At 72.3% G+C, this 25,955-nt stretch carries 18 protein-coding genes; 10 read left to right on the plus strand and 8 right to left on the minus strand.

Features of this window, described 5'->3' with window-relative positions:
• Positions 1–26: 26 nt before the first annotated feature.
• Both GA0070618_RS16195 and GA0070618_RS16200 read left to right on the plus strand, forming a co-directional pair.
• A complete protein-coding gene (locus GA0070618_RS16195) occupies positions 27–353 on the plus strand; it encodes a ligand-gated ion channel (RefSeq protein WP_172900298.1) in 327 nt (108 codons plus the stop codon).
• A gap of 67 nt (positions 354–420) precedes the next feature.
• A complete protein-coding gene (locus GA0070618_RS16200) occupies positions 421–1,233 on the plus strand; it encodes an alpha/beta hydrolase (RefSeq protein WP_088982385.1) in 813 nt (270 codons plus the stop codon).
• Positions 1,234–1,383: 150 nt separating this feature from the next.
• Here the strand turns inward: GA0070618_RS16200 and bla are convergent, their stop codons facing one another.
• The 4 genes from bla to mce all read right to left on the minus strand — a co-directional run bounded on the left by bla (position 1,384) and on the right by mce (position 6,582).
• Positions 1,384–2,319: a class A beta-lactamase gene (gene bla / locus GA0070618_RS16205; protein WP_088982386.1), complete on the minus strand. Its 936-nt coding sequence runs from the start codon at positions 2,317–2,319 to the stop codon at positions 1,384–1,386.
• Between the two features lie 11 nt (positions 2,320–2,330).
• Complete coding sequence (locus tag GA0070618_RS16210) at positions 2,331–4,319, minus strand: coiled-coil domain-containing protein (RefSeq protein WP_088982387.1); 1,989 nt, start codon at positions 4,317–4,319, stop codon at positions 2,331–2,333.
• A 182-nt stretch (positions 4,320–4,501) separates the two neighbouring features.
• Positions 4,502–5,761, minus strand: a complete 1,260-nt coding sequence (locus tag GA0070618_RS16215; protein ID WP_088982388.1) for a DivIVA domain-containing protein — start codon at positions 5,759–5,761, stop codon at positions 4,502–4,504.
• Between the two features lie 356 nt (positions 5,762–6,117).
• On the minus strand, positions 6,118–6,582 hold the full coding sequence (mce, locus tag GA0070618_RS16220; RefSeq protein ID WP_088982389.1) for a methylmalonyl-CoA epimerase: 465 nt from the start codon (positions 6,580–6,582) through the stop codon (positions 6,118–6,120).
• A 63-nt stretch (positions 6,583–6,645) separates the two neighbouring features.
• Between mce and GA0070618_RS16225 the strand changes: the two genes are divergently transcribed.
• The 6 genes from GA0070618_RS16225 (at position 6,646) to GA0070618_RS16250 (ending at position 13,306) form a co-directional block, all read left to right on the plus strand.
• The gene (locus tag GA0070618_RS16225; protein ID WP_088982390.1) at positions 6,646–7,845 is read left to right on the plus strand and encodes an acetyl-CoA C-acetyltransferase; all 1,200 of its coding nucleotides are present in this window, start codon (positions 6,646–6,648) and stop codon (positions 7,843–7,845) included.
• Positions 7,846–7,895: 50 nt separating this feature from the next.
• The gene (gene meaB / locus GA0070618_RS16230; protein WP_231931907.1) at positions 7,896–8,831 is read left to right on the plus strand and encodes a methylmalonyl Co-A mutase-associated GTPase MeaB; all 936 of its coding nucleotides are present in this window, start codon (positions 7,896–7,898) and stop codon (positions 8,829–8,831) included.
• A 77-nt stretch (positions 8,832–8,908) separates the two neighbouring features.
• Positions 8,909–9,322: an Asp23/Gls24 family envelope stress response protein gene (locus GA0070618_RS16235; RefSeq protein WP_088982392.1), complete on the plus strand. Its 414-nt coding sequence runs from the start codon at positions 8,909–8,911 to the stop codon at positions 9,320–9,322.
• 85 nt (positions 9,323–9,407) lie between these two features.
• The gene (locus tag GA0070618_RS16240) at positions 9,408–11,096 is read left to right on the plus strand and encodes an acyl-CoA mutase large subunit family protein (RefSeq protein WP_088982393.1); all 1,689 of its coding nucleotides are present in this window, start codon (positions 9,408–9,410) and stop codon (positions 11,094–11,096) included.
• Positions 11,097–11,221: 125 nt separating this feature from the next.
• Positions 11,222–12,139, plus strand: coding sequence for a tetratricopeptide repeat protein (locus tag GA0070618_RS16245; protein WP_088982394.1), 918 nt, complete (start codon positions 11,222–11,224; stop codon positions 12,137–12,139).
• A gap of 66 nt (positions 12,140–12,205) precedes the next feature.
• Positions 12,206–13,306, plus strand: a complete 1,101-nt coding sequence (locus GA0070618_RS16250) for an arginase family protein (protein ID WP_331253149.1) — start codon at positions 12,206–12,208, stop codon at positions 13,304–13,306.
• A gap of 500 nt (positions 13,307–13,806) precedes the next feature.
• On the opposite strand, the gene GA0070618_RS16255 is transcribed toward GA0070618_RS16250, so the two are convergent.
• Positions 13,807–15,762: a penicillin-binding transpeptidase domain-containing protein gene (locus GA0070618_RS16255; protein ID WP_088982395.1), complete on the minus strand. Its 1,956-nt coding sequence runs from the start codon at positions 15,760–15,762 to the stop codon at positions 13,807–13,809.
• A gap of 275 nt (positions 15,763–16,037) precedes the next feature.
• On the opposite strand from GA0070618_RS16255, the gene GA0070618_RS16260 reads away from it, so the two are divergent.
• Complete coding sequence (locus GA0070618_RS16260; RefSeq protein WP_088982396.1) at positions 16,038–21,119, plus strand: NAD-glutamate dehydrogenase; 5,082 nt, start codon at positions 16,038–16,040, stop codon at positions 21,117–21,119.
• A 73-nt stretch (positions 21,120–21,192) separates the two neighbouring features.
• On the opposite strand, the gene GA0070618_RS16265 is transcribed toward GA0070618_RS16260, so the two are convergent.
• Together GA0070618_RS16265 and GA0070618_RS16270 are read right to left on the minus strand one after the other, a co-directional pair.
• Positions 21,193–21,918, minus strand: a complete 726-nt coding sequence (locus tag GA0070618_RS16265; protein ID WP_088982397.1) for a class F sortase — start codon at positions 21,916–21,918, stop codon at positions 21,193–21,195.
• Positions 21,902–23,104 carry a hypothetical protein gene (locus GA0070618_RS16270; protein ID WP_157748947.1) on the minus strand — a complete coding sequence of 401 codons (1,203 nt, stop codon included), beginning with the start codon at positions 23,102–23,104 and terminating at the stop codon, positions 21,902–21,904. Before GA0070618_RS16270 ends, GA0070618_RS16265 begins: the two co-directional genes overlap by 17 nt.
• A 502-nt stretch (positions 23,105–23,606) precedes the next feature.
• Here GA0070618_RS16270 and GA0070618_RS16275 point away from each other — a divergent pair.
• Positions 23,607–25,385, plus strand: coding sequence for a glycoside hydrolase family 6 protein (locus GA0070618_RS16275; protein WP_088982399.1), 1,779 nt, complete (start codon positions 23,607–23,609; stop codon positions 25,383–25,385).
• A gap of 112 nt (positions 25,386–25,497) precedes the next feature.
• Here GA0070618_RS16275 and GA0070618_RS16280 read toward each other — a convergent pair whose 3' ends face one another.
• The gene (locus GA0070618_RS16280; RefSeq protein ID WP_088982400.1) at positions 25,498–25,866 is read right to left on the minus strand and encodes a hypothetical protein; all 369 of its coding nucleotides are present in this window, start codon (positions 25,864–25,866) and stop codon (positions 25,498–25,500) included.
• Between the last annotated feature and the right edge of the window lie 89 nt (positions 25,867–25,955).

The following is a 25,955-nucleotide window of genomic DNA, read 5'->3' on the forward strand; positions in this document are numbered from 1 at the left end:
CCGCGAGCGCCCGTACGCTGGATGGCGTGAGCCCTCGTCGCAACCGCCCCCGCCGGGACGACACCGCCCACCTGGACGCCGAGCGGGCCCGCCACGGCGTCCCCACGGTCGAGCGGTGGCGGGACGGCGAGTGGCAGGTGCGCGGCATCAGCGGTGGCGCGTCGAGCAAGACGTACCGCTGTCCCGGATGTGACCAGGAGATCCGTCCGGGGGTGGCGCACCTGGTGGCCTGGCCGGCGGACGGGTGGGGCGACCTGACCGACCGCCGGCACTGGCACAACGGGTGCTGGCGGGCGCGGGATCGGCGGGGCCCGGCCGTCCAGCGCGGTCGCGGCGCCCCGCGACACGGTTGAGCGATCTCGGTCACCCCGAAGTCGCCCCCGGCCGGCGCGCGGACCGCCGAGGCGGGAGACTGGACCGGTGAGCACCCCGATCCGCGCCTCCTCGATCCTGCCCGGACACCGCGAGGACATCGAACTGCACACCGCGGACGGCCTGACCCTCGTCGGCGAGCTGGCCCGGCCGCTCGACCGCGAGCCGGTGGCCACCCTGGTCTGCCTGCATCCGCTCCCCACCCACGGCGGGATGATGGACAGCCACGTCCTCCGCAAGGCCGCCTGGCGGCTGCCGGCCCTGGCCGACCTGGCCGTGCTCCGCTTCAACACCCGGGGCACCACCAGCGTCCGCGGCACCAGCGGGGGCGAGTTCGACAACGCGGTCGGCGAGCGGTACGACGTCGCCGCCGCCGTCGAGTACGCCGAGTTCGCCGAGTTGCCGAACGTCTGGCTGCTCGGCTGGTCGTTCGGCACCGACCTGGCGCTGAAGCACGGCTGCGACCCGACGGTCACCGGGGCCGTCCTGCTCTCCCCGCCGTTGCGCTACTCCACCCCGGAGGACCTGGCGGTCTGGGCCGACAGCGGCAAGCCCCTGGTCGCGCTGGTGCCCGAGTTCGACGACTACCTCCGCCCCGACGAGGCCCGGCAGCGCTTCGCCGCGATCCCGCAGGCCGAAGTGATCGGAGTGCCGGGGGCGAAGCACCTCTGGGTCGGTGACGCCGAGACCGTCCTCGACGAGGTGGTCCGCCGGGTGAACCCGGCGGTGCCGGTGCCGCTGCCCACCACCTGGGACGGCCCGATGGAGACCGGGGACGTCAGCGCGTACGCCGACCGGACGGTGGCCTCGTTCGCCGACCGGCCGGTCCCCGGCCCGCCCGCGAACCGAGCCGACCTCTGACCTGGCCCGGCCCCCTGAGTCGACCCCTGAGCCGCCCTTCGACCTGGCCCGGCCTTTGAACTGACCTTCGACCTGGCCCGGCCTTTGAACTGACCTTCGGCCTGGCCTGGACTCCTGCGCCGACCTGCGCCGGGCCACCCCGGCCGGGGGTCAGCGGCCCAGGGCGTCGAGCGTCACCCGGGTGGCCTCGGCGATCAGCGCGTCGTCGTGTTCCGCGTCCTCGGCGGCCCGGCTGGAGAGCACCGCCAGCACGATCGGGGCGCCCTCGGGCGGCCAGAGCACCGCGATGTCGTTGCGGGTGCCGTAGGCCGCCGTGCCCGTCTTGTCGCCGACCGTCCAGCCGGCCGGCACACCGGCCCGGATCAACGCGTCGCCGGTGGTGTTGCGGCGCAGCCAGTCGGTGAGCAACGCGCGGTCCCCGGCGTCCAGCGCGTCGCCCAGCACGTACGCCCGCAGGTCGGTGGCGAGCGCCCGGGGCGTGCTGGTGTCCCGCTCGTCGCCCGGCGTGGCCTCGTTGAGGGCGGGCTCGGTGCGTACCGGCTTCGTGGTCCGGTCGCCGAGGGCCCGCAGGTGCCGGGCGAGCCCGGCCGGGCCGCCGAGTTCGGCCAGGATCAGGTTGGCCGCGGTGTTGTCGCTGTACCGGACCGCCGCGTCGGCGAGGTCGCGCAGCGACATCCCGGTCCCGACGTGCTCCCGGGTGACCGGCGCGTGCGCCAGCAGGTCGGCCCGGGTGTAGCGGACGACCCGGTCGAGCTGCGCGGGCGTGGTCGCGTCCAGCAGGGCGGCGGCGATCAGCGCCTTGAACGTGGAGGCGTAGGCGAAGCGCTCGTCGGCGCGGTGGGTGACCGTGGCGCCGGAGCCCGTGTCGATCGCGAAGACACCGAGCCGGGCCGCGAACCGCGCCTCCAGCGCGTCGAAGCTCCGGTCCGCTGCCGAGGGGGCGGCGGCCGTCGGAGTCGACGCGACAGCGCCGGTCGGTGCCGGAACGGGAGACGAGGGCTCCCCGGAGCCGCAGGCGGCCAACCCGAGGAGCCCGGTCACGACGACACCCGCCACGGCCCGTCGGACACGTCCCGTCAGAGCCATACCGGTGCCGTCTACTCCGAGTCGACGCGAACCTTGGTGGGCTTCGCGCTGCGCTCGTCGGTGGTCGGCTTGGTCGGACGCTTCCCGCCCTCACCGGTGCTGGTGATCTTCGTCGGGGTGGCGCCCCGGCCCCCCGAGCCGGGGACCGCCGCCACCGTCGGTTCCCCGTCGACGCCCGCGCTGGCGGCGCCACCGTCCAGGGTGGTGACTGGCTCGGCGACCGGCCGGGTCTTCGGCTTGCCGCCGTCGCCGTCGGCGGCCACGTCGGCCAACCGGCGGGCCTCCGCCTGGGCCAGGGCCACCGACTCGCCGGCCTGCCGGACCGAGGTGTCCGTCTCGTCCAGCCGGGACCGCTCGGCACCGAGCTGCTGGCGGATCTCCTCCAGGGTCCACTGGAGGTCGTCCGACTCCTGTCGGGACTTCCAGGTCTCCTGCCGCAGGTCGGCCAGTTCCTGCTGGGCCTGGGCGATCTCCGTCATGACCTGGGCCAACTGCTGCCGGCCGGCGGCCACCTCCTGCTGGGTGGCGGCGAGGTGCTGCTGGGTCGTCGCCAGGTGCTGCTGGGTGGTGGCGGCGTACTCCTCGAACTGCCGCCGCGAGGTCGACACGTGCTCGTCGGCCTTGCGCCGCTTCGCGGTGGCCTCCGCCTCGGCCTTGCTCAGCAGCTCCGTGGCCCGCTCCTCGGCCTCCCGGAGCAGTGTCGTCACCTGCTCCTCGGTCTCCCGGCGCAGCGCGGCGACCTCCTGCTCGGTGGTCTGCCGCAGGGCTGCCGCAGCCCGCTCGGCCTCCTCGCGGATCCCGGCGGCACCCTGTTCGATCTCGTCCCGGCGGGCGGTGTACGCCCGCTCCAGTTCGTCCTGCCGGGCGGTGTGCTGCTGCTCCAACTCCTCGCGGCGGCTGGTGAACTTCCGGTCGGCGGTCTCCCGCAGCCGGGTCAGCTCCCGCTCGGCCGCCTCCCGCTGCGCCGCGACCTCCTTCTCCACCCCGGCCCGCCAGGTGCCCAGTTCCTGCTGGGTCTGCGCCCGCGCCTGCTGCACGTACGCCTCGGTCTCGGAGCGCATGCGCTGCACGTACGCCTCGGTCTCGGCCCGGCTGCGCTTGGCCGCCTCGGCGGCCTGCGTGGTGAGCTGGTTCGCCTCCTGCTGGGCCTTGGTCCGGGTGGCCTGCGCCGCCTCGGCCGCCTGGTCGGTCAGCTTCTTGGCGTCCTGCTGTGCCCGGGCGTGTGTCGCCCGGCCCGCCTCGGTGGCCTGGTCGGTCAGGCGCTTCGCCTCCTGCTGCGCCTTGAGGTGCACCTCCTTGGCGGCGTCGCGGAGCTGGGCGGCCTCCTGCTGGGCCTTGGCATGCGCCTCCCGGGCCGCCTCGCGCAGCTTCGTGGCCTCCTGCTGGGCCCGGTTGTGGATCTCCTTGGCGGCGTCGCGGAGCTGGGTGGCCTCCTGCTGGGCCTTGGCCAGCGCGGTCTGCGCCGCCTCGCGGATCCGGGCGGCCTCCTCCTTGGCGGCGGTGACGGTCGCCGCCGCCTCGGCCCGTCGGGCGGCGCTGTGCCGCTCCTCCTCGGCCCGTCGGGCGGCGAGGGCGAGTTCGAAGTCCTTCAGCGCCTTGGCGGCCTGTTCGCGGGCTTCCTCGATGATGTGCTCGGCCGCCGCGCGGCGCGCCTCGATCTCCTCGCTGGCCGCCGCGAGGATGTCGTCGGCCTGCTCCTCGGCGAGGGTGAGGATCTGCTCCACCCGGGGCCCCAGATGCCGGAACGAGGCCCGGTCGACCACGGTGCCCTGCTTGCGCACGTGTGCCAGGTCGCGCTGGAGCACCTCCACCTGGCCCGCGAGCTTGTGTATCTGGGTGTACGCCTGTTCCCGCTCGGCTGTCAGTGCCGCGATCTCGTGTTCGGCACGGGCTACGTACCGGTCGACCTGTCGTTTCTCGTACCCCCGCAGGGCGGACTCGAAGCTGGGCTCCGTGGTCACTTCCCCGCCGAGAGCGAACAGTTCCTCGCCGTGCGACATACCCCCATCCTCACACGCGGTCGCCCCCGGTGCGGCGATACGCACGGCGACGATGGGACCCAGTTCACCCGGTGCGGGGGACGCGTCGATCGGCTTCGGTGGGCAGCGTATTGCGCGGGGCGCACCCGTTCAAGGTGACACCCCGCGCGACACGACTCATGCCCCGGACGACGCGCGGGCCGTCAGTTGGACTTCTCCGCGGGAACCCGCTCGGCGGCGGCCTCCTCGGCCTTTGCCGGCGCCGCCGGCTCGGCCTTCTGCTGCGGCACCCCCGGCACGATGCCGGCCAGGCCGGAGAGCATCTGCCCGAGCTGCGAAGTGACCGCGTCCTTCTGGCGGGTGAGGTCGTCGACCTCGCGCCGGGCGGCCTGGGTGGTCAGCTCCGCCTCGGTGCGGGCCTCGTTCAGCAGGCGCTGCGACTCGGCCTTGGCCTCGGCGAGCGTCTTCTCGGCCAGCGACTTGGCCTTCTCGACGGTCTCGGTGGCGGTGCGCTCCGACTCGACCCGCCGGGCCTCGGCGCGCTGCTCGATCTCCTTGGCGCGCTCCTGCGCGGCGCGGGCCCGCTGCTCGGCCTCGCCGACCAGCTTCTGGGTCTGCGCGACCTGCGCGGCGTGCCGCTCGGACTCCTCGCGCTCGGCCTTCTCCCGCCGCTCGGCGAGCTGGAGCTCCAGGGCCTGGAGGTCCTTGTCCCGCTTGTCGCGGGCGTCGGTGAGCAGCTTGGTCGCCTCGGCGCGCTTCTCCTCGGCCTCGCGGGCGGCCTTGGCCCGCTGCTGGGTGATCTCCCGCTCGGCGGTGGCCCGCAGGGTGGCCACCTCACGCTCGACAGTCGACTTCAGCTCGGCCACCTCGTGCGCGGTGACCGTGCGGAGCTGCTTGGTCTCCCGCTCGGCGTCGGCCCGCAGCGTGTCGGCCTCCCGCCGGGCCTGCACCCGGACCTCGGCCGCCTCCCGCTCGGCGGTGGTGCGGACGCTGCCCGCCTCGCGCTCCGCGGTGGCCTTCATGGCCGCCGCCTCGGCCCGCGCCTTGTCGGTGATCTCGCGGGCCTCCAGGCGGGCCGCGGAGAGGATGCCCTCGGACTCGCGCTTGGCCTCGTTGCGGTGGTCGTTGGCCTGCTCCTCGGCCAGCCGCAGGATCTGCTCGACCCGGGTGCCGAGACCGGAGAGGGTCGGCCGGCTGTTCTCCTCGAGCTGCTTGTTGGTCTCGGCGAGCTTCTGCTCCAGCGCCGCGAGGCGCTGCTCAGCCTGCCGGAGCCGGCGCTGCGCGTCGTTCATCCGCTGCTCGGCCTCGGCGCGGGCCTGCTCGGACTGGGTCAGCGCGGCGGTCAGCCGCCCGATGAAGTCGTCGACCTGACCGGTGTTGTATCCGCGCAGGCCAACGGTGAAATCCGGCTGGGAGTTCGCGTTATCGAAGAACGCGAGAGGGGAGGACTGCTGCTGGGGCATTGGCCCATACTCGCAGACGCACCGGGGTGCTTCGCAAGAGCGGTGCGGAGCTTTCGTGTCCTCTTTACATGGTCACGTCCGGGGGGCCCGGAGCCCGTCCGGGCAGGCGATCTTGGCAGGTCCGAGCCGGGGCGCGGAGCGTGCCCGCCGGGCCGGAAAAGGACGCCCGCCGGCCGGGCCGCCCTTTTCCGGGCCACCGATGCGCATCGATGGAATCGGCGTCCGCCGAGCACCGACGAAAGCCAATGCCGGTCGCGGCAATCACGATCCGTCCGGTTGCGACGGGCCGGCGCCCGGGTGTGTGCAGGGGCCCCCTGTTCGGCAAAAAGCGGTAACCGGGGGCCCCTGCTACCACCTCAGGCGGGCTGGACCAGTTCGACGAGGACGCCGCCGGCGTCCTTCGGGTGGACGAAGTTGACCCGGGACCCGGCGGTGCCCCGGCGCGGGGTCTCGTAGAGCACCCGCATGCCGCGCTCGCGCAGCGCCGCGCAGGCCGCGTCGATGTCGGTGACGGTGTACGCGACCTGCTGCACCCCCGGGCCGTTGCGGTCCAGGAACTTCGCGATCGTCGACTCGGGGGTGAGCGGGGCGAGCAGTTGCAGGCAGCCGCCCTCGGTGGTCGGGCCGACCGCCAGCATCGCCTCGCGGACACCCTGTTCGGTGTTGGTCTCGGTGTGCACACAGCGCATGCCGAAGGTGCGCTGGTAGAAGTCGATCGCCGCGTCCAGGTCCGCGACCGCCACGCCGACGTGGTCGATTCGGCGGATACCGATGTCTGTGACGTAGTCCGCAGCGGGCTCGACGGGGGAGTTCTCAGCCATGGCGCTAGTCTGACCGAACAAACGTTAAGGCGTACAGGTTCGGCACCCCTACGGAGGCAGACCATGGCTTCGGTGATCGTCAGCGGCGCGCGGACCCCGATGGGCCGCCTGCTGGGCAACCTCAAGGACCTCTCCGCGACCCAGCTCGGCGGCGTGGCGATCAAGGCCGCCCTGGAGCGCGCCGGGGTGGCCCCGGAGCAGGTGCAGTACGTGATCATGGGCCAGGTGCTCCAGGCCGGCGCCGGCCAGATCCCCGCCCGGCAGGCGGCGGTCGAGGCGGGCATCCCGATGTCGGTGCCGGCCCTGACCATCAACAAGGTATGCCTCTCCGGCCTCGACGCGATCGCCCTGGCCGACCAGCTCATCCGGGCCGGCGAGTTCGACATCGTGGTCGCGGGCGGCATGGAGTCGATGACCAACGCCCCGCACCTGCTGCTCGGCCAGCGCGCCGGCTACAAGTACGGTGACGTGACCATCAAGGACCACATGGCCCTGGACGGGCTGACCGACGCCTGGGACTGCTGCTCGATGGGCGAGTCCACCGAGCGGCACGGCGTGCGGCACGGCATCACCCGCGAGGAGCAGGACGCCTTCGCCGCGGCCAGCCACACCCGGGCCGCCGCCGCGCAGAAGAACGGCCACTTCGCCGACGAGATCACGCCGGTGCTGATCCCGCAGCGCAAGGGCGACCCGTTGGTGATCAGCGAGGACGAGGGCATCCGGCCGGACACCACCGTCGAGTCGCTGGCCAAGCTCCGTCCGGCGTTCGCCAAGGACGGCACGATCACCGCGGGCAGCGCGTCGCCGATCTCCGACGGGGCCGCCGCCGTGGTGGTGATGAGCAAGGCGAAGGCCAAGGAGCTGGGTCTGACCTGGCTGGCCGAGGTCGGCGCGCACGGCAACGTGGCCGGCCCGGACAACTCCCTGCACTCGCAGCCGTCGAACGCGATCGTGCACGCCCTGAAGAAGGGTGGGCTGAGCATCGAGGATCTCGACCTCATCGAGATCAACGAGGCGTTCGCCGCGGTCGGCATCCAGTCCACCCGCGATCTCGGCGTCGACCCGGCGATCGTCAACCCGAACGGTGGGGCGATCGCGCTCGGCCACCCGATCGGCATGTCCGGTGCCCGACTGGTGCTCACCCTCGCGCTGGAGCTGAAGCGGCGTGGCGGCGGGACCGGAGCGGCGGCGCTCTGCGGCGGTGGCGGCCAGGGCGACGCGCTGATCATCCACGTTCCCGGTGCCGGAGAGAACGCCCAGTGAGCGAGCCGGCCACCGCCGTCCCGTCGATCCGGCGCAGTCGGGACATACCGATGCTGGTGGAGCGGGCCCGGGCGGGTGACCCCCGTGCGGTGGCCCGGCTGATCACCCTGGTCGAGTCCGGCGACGAGGTGCTGCCGCAGGTCGCGGCGGCCCTCGCGCCGTACGCCGGGCAGGCCCAGGTGGTGGGGCTGACCGGTTCGCCCGGGGTGGGCAAGTCGACCACCACCAACGAACTGGTCCGGGCGCTGCGGGCCCGGGGGCACCGGGTCGGCGTGCTCGCCGTCGACCCGTCCAGCCCGTTCACCGGCGGGGCGATCCTCGGCGACCGGGTCCGGATGCAGGACCATGCCACCGACCCCGGCGTCTACATCCGGTCGATGTCCAGCCGGGGGCACCTCGGCGGGCTCTCGGCGGCCACCCCGCAGGCGGTCCGCGTGCTGGAGGGCGCGGGCTGTGACGTGGTGCTGGTGGAGACGGTCGGGGTCGGGCAGGCCGAGGTCGAGGTGGCCTCGCTCGCCGACACCACGCTGGTGCTGCTCGCCCCCGGCATGGGCGACGCGATCCAGGCGGTCAAGGCCGGCATCCTGGAGATCGCCGACGTCTTCGTGGTCAACAAAGCCGACCGGGACGGCGCCGACGCCACGGTCCGTGACATCCAGGGCATGATCGCGCTGGGCGAGCGTGGGCCGGGCGAGTGGCGGCCCCAGGTGGTGCGCGCGATCGCCGCGCGCGGCGAGGGGATCGACGACATCGCCGCCGCCATCGACAAGCACCGGGGCTGGCTGGTCGAGCACGACGAGCTGCGCCGCCGCCGTGAGGCGCGGGCCGCCGCCGAGATCGAGGCGATCGCGCTCGGCGTGCTCCGCGCCCGGATCGGTTCGCTGCGCGACGGTACGGAGCTGCCGACGCTCGCCGCCCGGGTGGCCGAGGGGGTGCTGGACCCGTACGCGGCGGCGGACGAGTTGCTGTCCCAGCTCGGCGCCTGAGGGCCCACCGGGGACCCGTCCGGCCTAGTACGCTCGCACGGCCGGCGTGGGGCGGTACGAGTGTCTGTGGGGAGAGCATGGCTGACGAGGCGACACAGGAGCTGACCGTGACGCCGGGCGCGGTGGCGGGTGGCACGACCGTCGTCTCCGACGAGGTGGTGGAGAAGATCGCGGTGGCCGCCGCGAAGTCCGTACCCGGGGTGACCGAGCTGGGCGGTGACGTGGCCCGGTTCTTCAACGCCGTGCTCGACCGGGTCGGTCTGGACCAGGTCGGCGACGCCCGGCGCGGCTGCTCCGCGCACGTCACCGACGGTGCGGCGGTGGTGAACCTGGTGATCGTGATCGACGCCGGCCGCCCGGTGCCGCAGGTGACCGACGGGGTCCGGGCCGCCGTCACCCAGGCTGTCGAGGCGTACGGGCTGCGGGTCGACGAGGTCAACATCCGGGTCGACGACGTGGCCCTGGGCGACCCTGCGACGCCGCCGGCCTGACGGGGCGGGGCGACTTCCTTAGCCATCGTTCAGGATGGGCTCTACACTCGACGTGCAGTCGAGGACTCGAGGAGGAGCCCTGCGCATGAACGCCGACGAGATCGCCGCCGGCCGGGCCCGCTGGCAGGCCCGGTACGACGCCGCGCGCAAGCGGGACGCGGACTTCACCACGCTCTCCGGGCTGGAGGTCGAGCCGGTGTACGGCCCGCCGGAGGGGGTCGCCCACCCGGGCTTCGAGCGCATCGGCTGGCCGGGGGAGTACCCGTACACCCGGGGCCTGTACCCGACCGGCTACCGGGGCCGCACCTGGACGATCCGGCAGTTCGCCGGCTTCGGCAACGCCCAGCAGACCAACGAGCGCTACAAGATGATCCTCGGCGCGGGTGGCGGCGGCCTCTCCGTGGCCTTCGACATGCCCACCCTGATGGGGCGGGACTCCGACGACCCGCAGTCGCTCGGCGAGGTCGGCCACTGCGGCGTCGCCATCGACAGCGCCGCCGACATGGAGGCGCTCTTCGACGGCATCGACCTGGCCGGGGTCACCACCAGCATGACCATCTCCGGCCCTGCCGTGCCGGTGTTCTGCATGTACCTGGTCGCCGCCGAGCGGCAGGGCGCCGACATCGGCAAGCTCGACGGCACGCTCCAGACCGACATCTTCAAGGAGTACATCGCGCAGAAGGAGTGGCTCTTCGACCCCGAGCCGCACCTGCGCCTGATCGGCGACCTGATGGAGTACTGCGCCCGGGACATCCCGCGCTACAAGCCGCTGTCGGTCTCCGGTTACCACATCCGCGAGGCCGGCTCGACCGCCGCGCAGGAGCTGGCGTACACCCTCGCCGACGGGTTCGGTTACGTCGAGCTGGGCCTCTCCCGGGGCCTGGACGTCAACGTCTTCGCCCCCGGACTGAGCTTCTTCTTCGACTCGCACGTCGACTTCTTCGAGGAGATCGCCAAGTTCCGGGCCGCCCGCCGGATCTGGGCCCGTTGGCTGAAGGAGGTCTACGGCGCCACCAGCGAGAAGGCGATGTGGATGCGGTTCCACACCCAGACCGCCGGGGTGTCGCTGACCGCCCAGCAGCCGGTGAACAACGTGGTCCGTACGGCGGTGGAGGCCCTCGCGGCGGTGCTCGGCGGCACCAACTCGCTGCACACCAACGCCCTGGACGAGACCCTCGCGCTGCCCACCGACGAGTCGGCCGAGATCGCCCTGCGGACGCAGCAGGTGCTGATGGAGGAGATCGGCGTCACCAACGTCGCCGACCCGCTCGGCGGCTCCTGGTACGTCGAGGCGCTGACCGACCGAATCGAGGCCGAGGCAGAGGAGATCTTCGCCCGGATCCGGCAGCTCGGCGGGGACGGCCCGCACGCCATCGGCCCGATGACCTCCGGCATCCTGCGGGGCATCGAGGACGGCTGGTTCACCGGGCACATCGCCGAGGCGGCCTTCGTCTACCAGCAGGCGCTAGAGAAGGGCGAGAAGAAGATCGTCGGCGTCAACTGCCACACCGGCACGGTCGCCAAGGACCTGGAGATCCTGCGTATCTCCCACGAGGTGGAGCTGGAGCAGCGCAAGCTGCTCGCCGAGCGCAAGGCCGGCCGGGACAACGACGCCGTCAAGAGCGCGATCGAGCGGATGGTGGCGGTCAGCCGTACCGACGAGAACATGATCCCGGCGATGCTCGACGCGGTCCGCGCCGAGGCCACGCTCGGCGAGATCTGCGACGCGCTGCGTGCCGAGTGGGGCGTCTACCGCGAGCCGGCCCGGTTCTGAATCCCGGCGCGGGCGGTGCGGGGCCGGTGGAGTCCCCGCACCGCCCGCGACCAGCCGTGGAAGTCACATGTGTCGGCACGTCGGCTGATCTGTTCCGGACCGGGTACGTGCGAGACTAGATAACCATGAGCGACCCACGGATCACCTCGTCGATCTTCACCCGTGGCGCGGTCGACCTCAGCGCGCTGCGCCCGTCCGCCCCTGCCCGTCCCGCCGCCCCCGCCCAGGGCGGTCCGCCCGCCGGCGTGCCGGGCGGTGCCACACCGGGCGCCGGGGTCGCGGTGATCGACGTTACCGAGGCCACCTTCCAGTCCGAGGTGCTGGAACGGTCCCTCAGCACGCCGGTCGTGGTCGACTTCTGGGCCGAGTGGTGCGAGCCCTGCAAGCAGCTCTCCCCGGTGCTGGAGAAGCTCGCCGCCGAGGGCGGGGGCGCGTGGGTGCTCGCCAAGGTCGACGTCGAGGCCAATCCCCGCCTGGCCCAGATGTTCCGGGTGCAGGGCATCCCGATGGTCTTCGCGGTCGTCGGCGGACAGCCGATCGACGCCTTCTCCGGCGTGGTGCCGGAGGCGCAGCTGCGGCAGTGGATCCAGGCCGTGCTCAAGGCCGCCGGCGTCACCGTCGAGCCGGCGGGCGACCCCCGCCTCGACGAGGCCGACGACGCGCTGATGGTCGGCGACCTCGACGCGGCCGAGGCGGCGTACCGGAAGATCCTGGCCGAGACCCCGGCGGACGCCGCGGCCGAGGCGGGGCTGGCCCAGGTGGGGCTGGTCCGTCGGGTCGGCGCGGCCGACCCGGTCGCCGTGTTCGCCGCCGCCGAGGCCAACCACGACGACGTGGACGCGCAACTTCTCGCCGCCGACGTCGAGGTGCTCAGCGGTCAGGCCGAGGCGGCGTACGCTCGGCTGGTCGCCCTGGTCAAGCGGTCGGCCGGCGACGACCGGGAGAAGGCCCGCCAGCACCTGGTCTCGCTGTTCACCGTCGCCGGCCCGGACGACCCCGCGGTCGCCAAGGCCCGCCGAGCCCTGGCGAGCGCCCTGTTCTGACCACCCCCCACGCCAGCGCGGGCCGGCGGTGGCCGGCCCGCCCGACCCTCACGAGGACGGGAGCCCATGATGCGCCGAATCGCCGTCCTCGACGCGCCGACGAATCTCGGCCTGCGCCCACCCACGCTCACCAGCGTGCCGGGCTGCGCCAAGGCGCCGGGGGCGTTGCGCGACCACGGGCTCCTCGCCCGGCTGCGGGCCCGGGACGCCGGCTGCCTGACCCCACCCCGGTACGACCCGAGCGACTGGCGTCCCGGCGACGGCGTCTGCCACTCGTTCGAGATCGCGGATTACTCGGTGGCGCTGGCCGGGCGGATCGGGGACATCATCGACCGGGGTGAGTTCCCGGTGGTGCTCGGCGGGGACTGCTCGGTCCTGCTCGGCTCCGCCCTGGCCATGCACCGCCTCGGCGAGTCGGTCGGCGGCCGGATCGGTCTGGTCTTCGTCGACGGGCACTCCGACTTCCGCCACCCCGGCAACGCCTCCTACGTGGGGGCCGCCGCCGGGGAGGACCTCGCCCTGGTGACCGGGCGGGGGCAGGCCGACCTGGCCGCGATCGAGGGCCGCCGGCCGTACTTCCGGGACGTCGACGTGGTGGTGCTCGGCATCCGGGCCCAGGACGAGTACCGTCTCGACCTCCAGGCGGCCGGCATCGTCACCCGGCCGGTGCCGGCGCTGCGGGCCGAGGGGGCGGCCCGGACCGCGCAGTGGGCTCACGAGCAGCTCGCCGACTGCGCCGGCTACTGGCTGCACGTCGACGTGGACGTGCTCGACCCGGCGGTGATGCCGGCGGTGGACGCCCCCGACCCGGGTGGCATCGCCTTCGCCGAGCTGGAGATCCTCATCGCCGGGCTGGTCGACACCCCGCACTGCCTCGGCGTCGAACTCACCGTCTTCGACCCCGACTACGACCCGGACGGCGCGTACGCCGCCGAGATCGTCAACACCTTGGTCGCCGGGCTGGCCCCGGTCACCGCCCCGGGCGCGGTCCCGCCCAAGCTGCTGCCGCCCCGGCCCGTCCCGCCGCCCCGGTCGGCCGTCCCCGCGCTCACCGAGGCTGCCCCCGAGCAGTCGCTGTCATCCGTCGCCGACCCGGCGGCTGCCGGCGTCCCGGGCCGGTCGTTTCCCGGGGACGCCGAGGACCTGGGTCCGGCCGCCGCCGGCTGACTCACGGCCGACCGCCCGGCCTCGCACCGGGTCGAGGAGCGCGACGTGGCGCCGGTCCGAGGAGCGACGGCGAGGCGGGTCAGGGGCGCGGTGGCGAGGTCCATGGCGACCGCGCCGACCTTGTGTCGCGTGGCGGCCGGTGGCACAGGGCCGAGAAGGTGGGACGGTTCCTACCTGGACGCTGTAGAGCTGCCCCGTCTGTGCGCCCAGCCCCGAAGGCATCATCCTGGTGGACCGCCAGCGCGCGAGATCGCGTCGGCCTGCCCCGCCGGTGCGGGCAGCTCTACAGGCTCCGCACGTCACACCTCTGCCGAGGTGGTTGCAGGGGACCCCTGCTACGCAGAAAGCGGTAACAAGGGGCCCCTGCTACCACCGAGTGGCCTCCCGGACACAAGCTGCCGTCGACCAAGGCGCTCGCCGAGATGTACGAGGTGGGAAGCCGGCGGTGGACAGCGCGGGATCGGCGGAACAGGGTGGATCATGCGGGCGTGGACCGCAGGTCAGGCGAGGGCGCGCAGGAAACGGGCGGTGATCGGGACGGCCGACTCGGTGCTGGAGCCGCCCTTCTCGACGAAGACGGCGACGGCGACGTCGCCCTGCCAGCCGACGAACCAGGAGTGCGTGTTCGCCGGGTTGTCGTCGTACTCGGCGGTGCCGGTCTTGCCGTGCACGGGTTTGCCGGGGACGCCGCGCAGGACGGTGGCGGTGCCCTTGGTGACCACCTCGCGCATCATCGTGCGCAGCGGCTCGACATGTTCGGGCGTGAGCTGCGGACCGGCCGGCGCGGGCTGTCCGGGGGCCGGGTCGAGCAGCAGTTTCGGCTGTTCCCAGCGGCCCCGGGCGACGGCGGCGGTGGCGGCGGCCATGGCGACCGGGCTGACCAGGGTGGTGCCCTGACCGAACGCGGCGGCGGCCAGCTCGGCGGGGGAGCCGCCGGTGGAGACCTTGCCGGTGAAGGCGTCCACGCCGAGGTTCCAGGTGGCCTCCAGGCCGAGCGCCCGGCCGGTGTCGGCGAGGCCGGCGTCGCCGAGTTTCGGGGCGAGCGCGGCGAAGGCGGTGTTGCAGGACTTCGCGAAGTTGGTCCGGAAGGGCACCGGGCCCAGGGCGAAGTTGTCCGAGTTCTTGAAGGACCGGCCGTCGACGGTGAACGTCTTCGGACAGTCGACGGTGCCGTCCAGGGTCACCGCGCCCCGGTCGAGCAGGCCGAGCGTGCTGACCATCTTGAAGGTCGAGCCGGGCGGCACCTGGGCGGTGAACGCGAGGTTCTCCCCGGCCGCTCCGGGGCCGTTCGCCACGGCGAGCAGCGCGCCGTCGCTGATCCGGATCGCGACCAGGGCGGAACGGCGTCGTTCGCTCCGCAGGGCGGCGTCCGCCGCGTTCTGCACCGCCGGGTCGAGGGTGGTCTGCACGGTCTGGCCGGGCTGCGGGTCCTTCCGGAACACCTCGGTGCCCGTCGGCGCCCAGGTGCCCTCCGGCCCCAGGCGTTCGGTGACCACGCTGATCCCGGGAGCACCGCGCAGCCGCTCGTCGTACCGGCCCTGGAGGCCGCCGTGGCCGACCTGGTCGCCGTCGGCGTACACGTCGGGCTTGGCGGTGAGGTCCTCGGCGGTGGCCGGGTCGACCGAGCCGAGCAGGGCTCGGGCGAACTCCCGGGTGGGCGCCAGCTCCAGCTTCTCGCTGCGGAACTTCGTGCCGGGCAGGTCGTAGACGCGGTCCCGGATCTGCCGGTACGCCTCGTCCCGCAGGGTGACCACCTCGACGAAGGCGTCCGGTCTGGCGTCCGAAAGCCGTTTCGGCAGGTCGGACAGGTCGACCGGCGGGGTGATCGCCGGGCGTACCGCCCGGAACGCGGCGTCCAGCCGGCGGGCCAGCCCGGCCGCGTCGGTGACCTCGCTCGGCTGCACCCCGACCCGGACCACGGGGCGGGGCGCGACGATCGGCGCGCCGGTGCCGTCGAGGACCCCGGCGCGGGGCGCGGCGACCCGGCGTACGGCCAGCCGGTCCCCGCGCAGCAGCGCCTCCTGGACCAGGGCGGGCTCCCAGATCACCTGCCACGCGCCGTCCCCGGTGCGGGCCAGTCGGATCGGGCGCTCGTAGCGCCACCGGGTGTCGCCGGGCAGCGTCCACTCCACGCTGATCCGTCCCTCGGCGGAGTCCCGGGTGATCGTGGGTTCCCCGGACCGGCGCAGGGTCGGTGGCTGGTCGGCCAGTTCGCCGGAGAGTGTCCGGATCTCCTCGGTCACCCGCTCCGCCGGCACCCGCGCCCCGGTCGGGTCGCGGAACCCGACCGCGTGGAGGTCGCCGGAACGCCAGCCGGCGAGGAAGGCGTCGACGCTCTTCTCCGGTCCGTCGCCGCCGGAACACCCCACCAGCGTGGTGGCGGTGACGACCACCGCGAAAAGGGCGTTACGGATACGGCGGGTACGCCGGTGACGGGGCGGGTAGGACAGGGGCATGGACCCTCCGATCTCGGCCTGACCTGCACGGTAGTACGCGGACCGTCCACCTGTGGTCCCGCGCCCGGCCCACGAAGTCGGACGCGGGGTGGTGTGATGAACATCGCCTGTCGGGGTACTCCTGCCCCGGCCACCTCGAACCCGCAACGGGTGGATGGGCGACAGTCCCGAACCGGAAGTCCAGCCAGTGGTCCGCCGAGGAGCAACGTGATCGACAGGGCCTAGGCTGGACGGTGAGTGACCCACAACGCGGTGGGTCGAGGGGAGTGGCACCGATGGACCGGCGTCCGGCGATCAAACCGGGTCCCGACCTCCGGCCGGATGACTCCGGCCGTGACGACAGTTTCGAGTCGGCGACCGACCGTGATGGTTTCGGCCGTCTTCATGCAGGAGTGACCGGGATGTCCGGCGCGAGTATCGACACCTTGTACGATCTGGGCCTGCCGGCCGAGGCGCTCGGCGACGACGTGGAGGACGCCGAGCTCGACGAGCCGGTGCCCAACGCGGAGCGCCTGGTCGCCCAGGCGGTGGCGTTGGCCGGTGACGACCACGGCGCGGCCACCCTGGTCGACCGGTTCTGGCGGTTCGCGCCGGACGAGGAGCTGATCGGCTTCACCGCCGAGGAGATGCTCGACGCGGCCCGGGCCCACCGCGAGTTGGCCGAGCAGCGGGTTCCGGGCGAGTTGAAGCTGCGGATCCACGAGCCGGACGCCGAGCAGCACCACACGGTCGTCGAGATCGTCACCGACGACATGCCGTTCCTGGTCGACTCGGTGACCTCCCTGCTCAACTCCCACCACCTCGACGTGCACCTGCTCGTACACCCGCTGGTGGTGGTCCGGCGCGAGCCGCTGGGCCGGCTCGCCGAGGTGGCGGCGGACGTCGAGCCGGACGACGCGATCGACGGCGACATCGTCGAGAGCTGGATGCACATCGAGATCGACCCGATCCGGGACGCGGCCCAGCGGGACCGGCTGCGCACCGAGTTGCAGCGGGTGCTCACCGACGTCCGGGAGGCTGTCGAGGACTGGCCGAAGATGCGCCAGCAGGCCCTCGACCTCGCCGAGGAGCTCTCCGCGGCGCGGACCTCGGAGCACCGGCCGCCGGTGCCGGAGAAGGACATCACCGACTCGGTGGAGCTGCTGCGCTGGCTGGCCCACGACCACTTCACCTTCCTCGGCTACCGCGAGTACCGCCTGGTCGAGGTGGGCGAGGGCGGCGCCGGCGACCCGTCGGGCGGCCAGGCGCTGGAGGCGGTGCTCGGCACCGGCCTGGGCATCCTGCGGTCCGACCGCACCGAGCCCCGGACGCTGTCGTCGATGACGCCGGAGGCGCACGAGAAGGTGCTGGAGAAGCGCCTGCTGATCATCACCAAGGCGAACTCCCGGGCGACCGTGCACCGCTCGGCGTACCTCGACTACATCGGCTTCAAGATCTTCAACGAGCACGGTGAGGTGGTCGGGGAGCGTCGCTTCCTCGGGCTCTTCTCCACCGCCGCGTACCGGACCAGCGTGCGCGAGCTGCCGGTGGTCCGCCGCAAGGTGGCCGAGGTGCTGGAGCGGTCCGGGCTGAGCCCGCGCAGCCACTCCGGCAAGGACCTGCTCCAGATCCTGGAGACCTACCCGCGCGACGAGCTGTTCCAGATCAAGACCGACGACCTCTACCACGCGGTGATCGGCGTGCTCCGGATGGCCGGACGCCGTCAGCTGCGGGTGTTCCTGCGCCGGGACGGCTACGGCCGGTTCATCTCCTGCCTGATCTACCTGCCCCGGGACCGGTTCACCACGCAGAACCGGCTGCGGATGCAGGACATCCTGCTGCGTGAGCTGAACGGGGTCGGGGTGGACTACACCACCCGGGTCACCGAGTCGATGCTGGCCCGGGTGCACTTCATCGTCCGGACCGACCCGACCGACCCGCCCGGTGACGTCGACGCCGACCTGCTCGCCGAGGAACTGGCCGACGCGACCCGGCTCTGGGACGACGACTACCGGCTGGTGCTGGAGCGCAAGCTCGGTGACGAGCAGGCCAAGCACCTGTTCACCCGGTACGCCGACGCCTTCCCGGAGGGCTACAAGGACGGGCACACGCCGTACGAGGCGATGAAGGACCTGGCCAAGCTGGAGCTGCTGGAGGAACCTGGCCAGCTCGAGATGCACCTGTTCCGCAAGCAGCTCGCCCCGCGCAACGGCGCGCGGGTCGCGGGCGACGCGGCCGAGGCGATGGACGTCCGCTTCAAGGTCTACCGCAACGCCGAGCCGATGCTCCTGTCCGACGTGCTGCCGGTGCTGCACTCCCTCGGCGTCCGGGTGGTCGACGAGCACCCGTACGAGGTGGACCGGATCGACGGGCGGATCTACCTCTACGACTTCGGCCTGCAACTGCCCGAGGGGCACCAGGAGCTGTCCGAGGTGCGCCCGCACGTGGAGAACGCCTTCGCCGCCGCGTGGCGGGGCGAGGCCGAGGTGGACGGCTTCAACGAGCTGGTGCTGCGGGCCGGGCTCACCTGGCGGCAGGTGGTGGTGCTGCGCGCGTACGCGAAGTACCTGCGTCAGGCGGGCACGGTCTTCTCCCAGGACTACATGGAGTCCACCTTCATCGCCTACCCGAAGATCGCCACCCTGCTGGTGGAACTCTTCGAGGTGCGCTTCGACCCGGCCGCCGGGCTGACGCCCGAGGAACGGGAACGGCGCGGGGCGGAACTGGCCGACACCATCAGCGCCGCCCTGGACGACGTGTCCAGTCTGGACCAGGACCGCATCCTGCGGTCGTACCTGACGCTGATCCGGGCGACCCTGCGGACCAGCTTCTTCCAGAAGATGGAGGACGGCGGGCGGCCGAAGTCGTACGTGGCGTTCAAGCTGGACCCGCAGGCCATCCCGGACCTGCCCGCGCCCCGCCCGAAGTACGAGATCTTCGTCTACTCGCCCCGGTTCGAGGGCGTGCACCTGCGGTACGGTCCGGTGGCCCGGGGCGGGCTGCGCTGGTCCGACCGGCGGGAGGACTTCCGTACCGAGGTGCTCGGCCTGGTCAAGGCGCAGATGGTCAAGAACGCCGTGATCGTGCCGGTGGGCGCCAAGGGCGGCTTCGTGCTCAAGCAGAAGCCGGGGGACCGGGACGAGGCGGTCGCCTGCTACCAGGAGTTCATCTCGGCCCTGCTGGACGTCACCGACAACATCGTCAGCGGCGACGTGGTGCCGCCGACCGACGTGGTCCGGCACGACGGCGACGACCCGTACCTGGTGGTCGCGGCGGACAAGGGGACGGCGACGTTCTCCGACATCGCCAACGAGATCTCCACCGCGCACCGGTTCTGGCTGGGCGACGCGTTCGCCTCCGGGGGCTCGGCCGGCTACGACCACAAGAAGATGGGCATCACCGCCCGGGGCGCCTGGGAGTCGGTCAAGCGGCACTTCCGGGAGCTGGGGCACGACACCCAGTCCGAGGACTTCACCGTGGTGGGCGTGGGCGACATGTCCGGTGACGTGTTCGGCAACGGGATGCTGCTCAGCGAGCACATCCGCCTGGTGGCCGCCTTCGACCACCGGCACATCTTCCTCGACCCGGACCCGGACGCGGCCTCCTCGTACGCCGAGCGGAAGCGGCTGTTCGAGCTGTCCCGGTCGTCGTGGCAGGACTACGACCAGAAGCTGATCTCCGCCGGCGGTGGGGTGTTCCCGCGTACCGCCAAGTCGGTGCCGGTCTCGCCGCAGGTCCGCGCGGTGCTCGGCCTGGACGGCGACGTCACCCAGATGTCGCCGGCGGAGCTGATGAAGGCGATCCTGACCGCCCCGGTGGACCTCTTCTGGAACGGCGGCATCGGCACCTACGTCAAGGCCTCCAGCGAGACCAACGCCGAGGTGGGGGACAAGTCCAACGACGCGATCCGGGTCAACGGGAAGGACCTGCGCTGCCGGGTGGCAGGCGAGGGCGGGAACCTGGGCTGGACCCAGGCCGGCCGGATCGAGTACGCCCAGGCCGGCGGGCGGATCTACACCGACTTCATCGACAACGCGGCCGGGGTGGACTGCTCCGACCACGAGGTGAACATCAAGATCCTGCTCAACACGGCGGTCGCCGACGGCGAGCTGACCGTCCCGGAGCGGGACGAGCTGCTCGCCGAGATGACCGACGAGGTCGCCGAGCTGGTGCTGCGCGACAACTACGACCAGGCACGGGCGCTGAACAACGCCCAGGCCCAGTCCGCGTCGCTACTGCCGGTGCACCGCCGGATGATCAGCGACCTGGAGCGCTCCGGGGTGCTGAACCGGGCGTTGGAGGCGCTCCCGTCCGACGAGGAGCTGGCCGCCCGGACCGAGTCCGGGCTGACCGCGCCGGAGTTCGCGGTGTTGCTCGCGTACGTGAAGATCGCCCTGGAACGGGAGATCCTCGCCGACGGGCTGCCCGACGAGGAGTGGACGACCGACGTCCTGGTCAACTACTTCCCCACGCCGATGCGGCAGCGATTCGCCGACCGGATGGGGCAGCACCGGCTGCGCCGGGACATCGTCACCACCGTGCTGGTCAACGAGGCGATCAACCGGGGCGGCATCACGTTCGTCTTCCGGGTGGTCGAGGAGACGGCGGCTTCCCCGGCGGACGTGATCCGCGCGTACCTGGTGGTCCGGGAGGTCTTCGGGCTCCGGGAGCTGTGGGACGCGATCGAGGCGCTGGACAACCGGGTCGCCCCGGAGTTGCAGACCAGCGGCTACCTGGACACCCGGCGGCTGCTGGACCGGGCGGTGCGCTGGCTGGTCACCAACCGGCGTTCGCCGATCGACGTGCCGGCCGAGATCGCCCGGCTGCGCGACGGGGTGGCCCGGCTCCTGCCGGAGCTGGACAGCCTCTTCTACGGGGCCGAGCGGGAGGCGCTGGCCGCGCACGTCGACATGATGAGCAAGCGGGGACTGCCCCGGGACCTGGCCGAGCGGGCCACCCGGCTGATGTACAGCTTCGGCCTGCTGGATGTGGTGGAGACGGCGGCGCAGACCGGCAAGGATGTCGGCGAGGTGGCTTCGGTCTACTTCGTCCTCTCCGACCGGTTCCGGGTCGACTCGCTGCTGTCGAAGATCTCCCTGCTGCCCCGGGAGGACCGCTGGCAGACCCTGGCCCGGATGGCGTTGCGGTACGACCTCTACGCCGCCCTGGCCGCGCTCACCAGCGAGGTGCTCGACTCCACCGACGCGGCCCTGTCCCCGCAGGACCGGGTGCAGGTCTGGGAGCAGTCCAACGCCGTGTCGATCCACCGGGCCCACCGGGCGATGGGGGAGTTCGACGAGTCCCGGGCGGACCTGGCCGCGCTCTCGGTCCTGCTCCGGCAGATCCGGACGCTGGTGCGTACCTCCTCGGCGAGCTGAGGACGTCGGCACGCCGCGCGCCCGGTGGGACGTTCCCACCGGGCGCGCGGGGCGCTCCGCCCGCCATCCCGCCTCAGATCACCAGGGTGGCGAAGACGATCACGTTGTCCAGGTAGTCACGGGCCTTCTCGTCGAACTTCCCACCGCAGGTGACCACCCGTAGCGCGGCCCGGTCGTTCGGACCGTAGACCAGCTCCGTGGGGAACTCCGTCTTCGGGTACGACCGCACCGCGTCGACCCGGAACGTGGCGGTGCTGCCGTCCTGCCGCGCGACGTTGATGGTGTCGCCGGGCAGCAGCGCGCCGAGGTCGTAGAAGACGGCGGGTCCGATGTAACTGGAGTCGACGTGCCCGACGATCACCGCGTTGCCGACCTCGCCGGGGGCGGCGCCGAGCCGGTACCAGCCGGCGAGCTGGGCCTGCTGCAACGGAGGCACCTGGACGGTCCCGTCCGCCTCCACGCCCAGCGACATGATCGAGGCGTCCACGCCGATCCGGGGAATGGTGATGGTGGTCGGCTCGGAACGGGCCATCCCGACCGTCTCGCCCGAGTCGTCGGACTCCGGCGCGACGTCCACGTCGGGGTCGATCCCGGTGACGTCCGGGTACGCCGTCGCCGGCAGGGTGCCGGCCCCGACGATCGGCTGCGGTGGCCGGGCCGGTTCCGACCCGGTGAGCCCCACGCCGAGCAGCCCGACACCGAGGACGCCGGTCAGCGCCACCGCGGCCGCGCCGGCGGCGCGCCACGGTCTCCCGTGACGGCCGCCGGCACGTGTCCCCGCGTCAGACCAGCGACTCATCGGTCCGACGGCGCCGCATCAGCACGATGCCGCCCAGCGCCGCAGCACCGAGCATCGCCGCTCCACCGACCGTCGCCTCACGGTCGGTGCTGGTGGCGCCCCCGTCGCCGCCCTTGACGTGTCCCCTGGGCAGGACGATCAGGGTGCCCTCGCCGCAGGAGCCCTTGAGCTCGTACTTGCCGGGCTCGGCGTCCCACGGGATCTCGGCTTCGCCGTAGTACACGAACCGCGGTCCCCGGTCCTTCGCCCCCTCCTCGGCGGACTCCTCCTCGGCGCCCCGGTCCTCGTGGGCCTTCTCCTCCTCGGCGGTGGCCTCGGCCTCGGCCTTCTTCCGCGCGGCCTCCTCGTCGGCCTTCTTCTTCGCGGCCTCTTCGTCGGCCTTCTTCTTGGCCTCGTCCTTGGCCTCGTCGCCGGCACCCCAGCCGCCGTTGTTCATGCCCGGCTGTCCGGTCTCGTCGGACTGCTGGGTGGACGGACCGGTCCCGGACTGCTGGCGGTTCTCCGAGGTGTTGCCCGGGGCGTTGGTGCCGTTGCCGGCGGTGTTGCCCGGGGCGTTGGTGCCGTTGCCGGCGGTGTTGCCCGGGGCGGTGGTGCCCGGGGCGTTGGTGCCGTTCTCGGCGGTGTTGCCCGGGGCGTTGTTGTTGCCGTTGCCCCAGCTGTTGCCGTTCTCGGAGCTGTTGCCGTTGCCCCAGCTGTTGCCGTTGCCGGAGTCGCTGCCGTTGCCCCAGTCGTTGCCGTTGCCGGAGTCGCTGCCGTTGCCCCAGTCGTTGCCGGAGTCGCCGTCCTTGCCCCAGTCGTGGTCCTTCCTGGAGTCGTGGTCCTTCTTGGAGTCGTGGTCCTTCTTCGAGTCGTGGTCCTTCTTCGAACCGTGACCCTTCTCCCCGCTCTCGGACTCCTCGCCCCGCCAGTCGTGGTCCTTCTTGTGGTGGTCCCGGGGGTGGAGCTTGACCTTCCCGGTCACCTTCGACCAGACGTAGGCGTGCTCCTGGCGCTCCGCGCAGACCTCGATGAGCTTGACCTCGTGACCCGGCCGCACGGCGTACGGGTCGGCGTAGACCTTGCCCTTGTGGTGGTCGTCGTGTCCGCCGCCGTTGTCGGCGAAGGCGATGCCCGGCGTGAAGACCAGCAAGGAGGCCCCGCCGAGGGCAGCGCCAGCGACGACCTTCCCGAGCTTGTTGGTAGCCATGACCTGCGTCACTCCATCCCTTTTCGTCCTGACCCGGCGGAAGCCGAGCTAGGTCAGACGTTAGACCGATTCGCGACCTATGAGAGGAAAGATTCGTGTTTAGGAGTGTGTCGGTGAAGCGGCTTCGCCGGGTGGTAAGCGGGGTTAGCGACCTCTCCGGTCGCCGCGCGTCGTTACCGGCTCATCACCCGGAAATTCCCGGTCAGTGACGTGCAGGTATCGAGAGGTTGTCATGGAAGCGCTCCCATGCAAGAATCACTGCACTGCGTACGAGGAGCCACACCGCGCAGCCGGAGCGTCGAGGGCAGCCGGTCCCCACCGGACGACGTCGAGGCCGCACCGTCGGTCGGCTCCGCTCGGCCGCACCGCACCGCACCGCACCGCTGCCCGTCCGGGTCGGGCATCCCCATCACCCCCGAGGGCCTCTGTGGAACGACGTTTCCAGGGCCTGAAAGCAGCCGGGCCGTTCCCTGGTCCGGTATCGCCCAAGGAGATCAGTGGCATGAATCTGTGGAGAAGTCTGTCCGCCAGGCGGCGGGCACTCGCGCTGACCGGCGCGAGCGCCCTGGTCGCCGGCGGCCTGGTGACCATCCCGGTCACCGTGGCGCACGCCGCGACCCAGTGCGACGTCAGCTACACGTCCAGCGACTGGCAGGGCGGGTTCACCGCCTCCATCACCATCAAGAACCTCGGCGACCCGCTGACCGGCTGGACGCTCGGCTTCGCCTTCCCGGACGCCAACCAGCGGGTGCAGCAGGGCTGGTCGGCACGCTGGTCGCAGTCGGGCCGGAACGTCACCGCGCAGAGCGAGTCCTACAACGGCGCGCTCGCCACCGGCGCCAGCACGAGCGTCGGGTTCAACGGCTCCTGGAGCGGCAGCAACCCGAAGCCGACGTCGTTCACCATCAACGGCACGGCCTGCAACGGCGGGACGCCGCCCACCACGCCGCCCCCCACCACCCCGCCGCCGACCACGCCGCCCCCCACGACGCCGCCGCCCACCACGCCGCCGCCCGGTGGCCCCAAGGTGGACAACCCGTACGCCGGGGTGAAGGGCTACGTCAACCCGGAGTGGAAGGCGAAGGCGGAGCGGGAGCCGGGCGGTAACCGGATCTCCAACAACCCGACCGCCGTCTGGCTGGACCGGATCGCCGCCATCGAGGGCACCGACGACAGCAGCTCGAACGGTTCGATGGGCGTACGGGACCACCTGGACACTGCTCTCGCCCAGGGCGCGGGCTACATCCAGTTCGTCATCTACAACCTGCCCGGCCGCGACTGCGCCGCGCTCGCGTCCAACGGCGAGCTGAAGGCGGACGAACTGCCGAAGTACAAGGCGCAGTACATCGACCCGATCGCGGCGATCCAGGCCGACCCGAAGTACGCGGGTCTGCGGATCATCAACATCATCGAGATCGACTCGCTGCCCAACCTGGTGACCAACACCTCGGGCAACCCGGGTGGCACCGCGGCCTGTGACGTCGTGAAGGCGAACGGCGCGTACGTCCAGGGTGTCGGCTACGCCCTGGCCAAGCTGGGCGCGCTCGGCAACGTCTACAACTACATCGACGCCGCTCACCACGGCTGGATCGGCTGGGACAGCAACTTCACCCCGACCGCCAACCAGCTCAAGGAGGCCGCCGTCGCCTCCGGCAGCACGGTGAACAACGTGCACGGCTTCATCGTGAACACGGCGAACTACTCCGCGCTCAAGGAGCCGTACGTCAAGATCACTGACACGGTGAACGGTCAGTCCGTGCGCCAGTCCAAGTGGATCGACTGGAACCAGTACACCGACGAGCTCACCTTCGCCCAGGCGTTCCGCAACGAGCTGGTCCGGGTCGGCTTCAACTCCGGCATCGGCATGCTGATCGACACCTCCCGCAACGGTTGGGGCGGCGCCGCCCGGCCCACCGGCCCGGGTGCGACGACCAACGTGGACACCTACGTCAACGGTGGCCGCATGGACCGCCGGATCCACGCCGGCAACTGGTGCAACCAGGCCGGTGCGGGCCTCGGCGAGCGGCCGACGGTCGCCCCCGAGCCGGGCATCGACGCCTACGTCTGGGTGAAGCCTCCGGGCGAGTCGGACGGCTCCAGCAAGTACATCCCGAACGACGAGGGCAAGGGCTTCGACCGGATGTGCGACCCGACCTACACCGGTAACGCCCGCAACGGCAACAACATGAGCGGCGCCCTGGACAACGCGCCGATCTCCGGTGCCTGGTTCTCCGCCCAGTTCCAGGAGCTCATGCGCAACGCGTACCCGCCGCTGTCCTGATCTCCACAACCTGCCCGCCGCCCTCCGGTTGTGAGGCGCCGGAGGCGGCAGGCCTCCCCTGGGGCCCCCGGCCCGACCCACGTGGTCGGCCGGGGGCCCTGCCCCGTGCCGGTCAGGGCACCGTGCGCTCGACCGCCGCCCGTCCCTCCCGCTCCAGGTCGCGCCGCGCCCGTTCGACGTTCGCCGGATCCGGGTCCTGACCCCGGGCCACCGCCAGGTCCTCCGGCTCCCAGGGCTGCTCCGCGCCGGTACGGACGGTCGTACGGTCCCCGCCGCCGGTGCTCCGGTACGGGTCGCCGATCAGCTCGTCGGTGCCACCGCGCTCCGCCGGGGACTCGCCCGGGGCCACGAAGTCCGGGTTCTCGTCGTCCGGGCCGCCGCCGGTCACCAACTGCGGCACGGTCGTCTCGTCGTCCGCCGCGGCGGCCATCTCGGGGCTCTCCTCCAGCGGCCGGTCGGCATTGCGGTCGCGATCCGTCATCGTTGCTGCCCTCCTGTCCCCAGGCGCGTTCCGTGATCCCTCTCGCGTACCCCGCAGAACCCACCCCATGCGCCCGACCGGTTCGCGCG

The organism is Micromonospora echinospora, assembly GCF_900091495.1.
Classification (GTDB): domain Bacteria; phylum Actinomycetota; class Actinomycetes; order Mycobacteriales; family Micromonosporaceae; genus Micromonospora; species Micromonospora echinospora.

Excerpts from the sequence above, each read along its gene's own strand:
- bla (WP_088982386.1), bottom strand. The coding sequence starts at position 2,319 with ATGGCTCTGACGGGACGTGTCCGACGGGCCGTGGCGGGTGTCGTCGTG.
- GA0070618_RS16210 (WP_088982387.1), bottom strand. The coding sequence starts at position 4,319 with ATGTCGCACGGCGAGGAACTGTTCGCTCTCGGCGGGGAAGTGACCACG.
- GA0070618_RS16215 (WP_088982388.1), bottom strand. The coding sequence starts at position 5,761 with ATGCCCCAGCAGCAGTCCTCCCCTCTCGCGTTCTTCGATAACGCGAAC.
- mce (WP_088982389.1), bottom strand. The coding sequence starts at position 6,582 with ATGGCTGAGAACTCCCCCGTCGAGCCCGCTGCGGACTACGTCACAGAC.
- GA0070618_RS16225 (WP_088982390.1), top strand. The coding sequence starts at position 6,646 with ATGGCTTCGGTGATCGTCAGCGGCGCGCGGACCCCGATGGGCCGCCTG.
- meaB (WP_231931907.1), top strand. The coding sequence starts at position 7,896 with ATGCTGGTGGAGCGGGCCCGGGCGGGTGACCCCCGTGCGGTGGCCCGG.
- GA0070618_RS16235 (WP_088982392.1), top strand. The coding sequence starts at position 8,909 with ATGGCTGACGAGGCGACACAGGAGCTGACCGTGACGCCGGGCGCGGTG.
- GA0070618_RS16240 (WP_088982393.1), top strand. The coding sequence starts at position 9,408 with ATGAACGCCGACGAGATCGCCGCCGGCCGGGCCCGCTGGCAGGCCCGG.
- GA0070618_RS16245 (WP_088982394.1), top strand. The coding sequence starts at position 11,222 with ATGAGCGACCCACGGATCACCTCGTCGATCTTCACCCGTGGCGCGGTC.
- GA0070618_RS16250 (WP_331253149.1), top strand. The coding sequence starts at position 12,206 with ATGATGCGCCGAATCGCCGTCCTCGACGCGCCGACGAATCTCGGCCTG.
- GA0070618_RS16255 (WP_088982395.1), bottom strand. The coding sequence starts at position 15,762 with ATGCCCCTGTCCTACCCGCCCCGTCACCGGCGTACCCGCCGTATCCGT.
- GA0070618_RS16260 (WP_088982396.1), top strand. The coding sequence starts at position 16,038 with ATGGACCGGCGTCCGGCGATCAAACCGGGTCCCGACCTCCGGCCGGAT.
- GA0070618_RS16265 (WP_088982397.1), bottom strand. The coding sequence starts at position 21,918 with ATGAGTCGCTGGTCTGACGCGGGGACACGTGCCGGCGGCCGTCACGGG.
- GA0070618_RS16270 (WP_157748947.1), bottom strand. The coding sequence starts at position 23,104 with ATGGCTACCAACAAGCTCGGGAAGGTCGTCGCTGGCGCTGCCCTCGGC.
- GA0070618_RS16275 (WP_088982399.1), top strand. The coding sequence starts at position 23,607 with ATGAATCTGTGGAGAAGTCTGTCCGCCAGGCGGCGGGCACTCGCGCTG.
- GA0070618_RS16280 (WP_088982400.1), bottom strand. The coding sequence starts at position 25,866 with ATGACGGATCGCGACCGCAATGCCGACCGGCCGCTGGAGGAGAGCCCC.